Annotated in this window: 1 protein-coding gene; it reads right to left on the bottom strand. The window is 70.2% G+C overall.

Annotated features, from left to right (window positions below):
* Nucleotides 1-121: 121 nt before the first annotated feature.
* On the bottom strand, nucleotides 122-1,123 hold the full coding sequence (locus ACSNOG_RS32750; protein WP_436756335.1) for an ABC transporter substrate-binding protein: 1,002 nt from the start codon (nucleotides 1,121-1,123) through the stop codon (nucleotides 122-124).
* Between the last annotated feature and the right edge of the window lie 40 nt (nucleotides 1,124-1,163).

Genomic DNA, 1,163 nt, shown 5'->3' with positions numbered 1-1,163 from the left:
CCGGTCTCGGCGAGGCGGCGGCGCAGCTGGGCCTTGTTCTTGGCGTCGAGGGCCGAGCGCCAGTCCTGGCCGGGAAGGCCGGGCGGGGCGGCCGGCCGCGCGGGCCGGCTCGCGGACCGGCCTACTTGGGCGCGTCGACGCCGGCGGCCTTGGCGATGTCCTCCAGGACGCGGTGGGCGGCCTGGATGCCGATGCCGGACATCCACGTCTCGTCCGGCACCTGGAAGACCTTGTCGTTCTTGACGGCGCCGAGGCCCTTCCACAGCGGGTTGTCCTGGACGGCGCTCTGCTGGGTCTTCTTCGGGTCGTCGGCGACGGTGACGAAGACGAGGTCGGCGTCGGCCTTGTCGATCTGCTCCGGCGAGACGTCCGTCATGGGGGCGTTGACGTCCTGCGAGGCGGGGCGGCGCAGGCCGGTGTCGGAGAGGACGATGCCGCTGAAGGAGGCCTTCTGGTACAGGCGCGTGGGGCCGGCGACGAAGCGGACGACGGACGCGGTGGGCATCGTGCCGTCGTTCTTCTTCTTGATCTCCTCGCCCAGGGCCTTGGCGCGCTTCTCGTACGCGCTCATGGCCGTCTCCGCCTCCTTCTCCAGGCCCAGGGCCTTGGCGTGGACCTTGAGGTTCTCCTTCCAGGGGGCGCCGGTCGTCTCGGTGAAGACGGTCGGGGCGATGCCCTTGAGGCGGTCGTAGGCCTTGGCGTGGCGGACCTTGGAGGACAGGATCAGGTCGGGCTTGAGGGAGATGATCCGCTCGATGTTCGGCTCGGCCATGGGGCCGACGTCCTTGGTGTTCTTCGTCTTCGCCCCGAGGTACTGCGGGAAGCCGCCCTCGGTCTTCATGTGCGGGGAGACCGCGCCGACGGGCTCGATGCCGAGCATGGTCACGTCGTCGAGCTCGCCGGTGTCGAGGACGACGACGCGCTCCGGCTTCTTCTTGATCTCGGTGGTGCCCATGGCGTGGGTGATCGTGCGCGGGAAGCCGGTGTCGCCGCCCTTGCCCTCGTCCTTCGTCTTCTCGTCGCCACCGCACGCGGCGAGCACGGCCGTGCCGACGATCACGGCGAGGAACACGGCGAGCGCTCTTCGCAGCCGGTGCAGGGAGGGTCGGAGGTGGGTGGTCACGGCGGACTCCAGTCTGTGCTGTGAGGAAGCGGGGGTGGGG

Source organism: Streptomyces sp. URMC 124 (genome assembly GCF_051386455.1).
Lineage (GTDB): Bacteria > Actinomycetota > Actinomycetes > Streptomycetales > Streptomycetaceae > Streptomyces.
The sequence above is the reverse complement of the archived record's forward strand: the minus strand, read 5'-3'. Positions and strand labels throughout refer to the sequence as shown.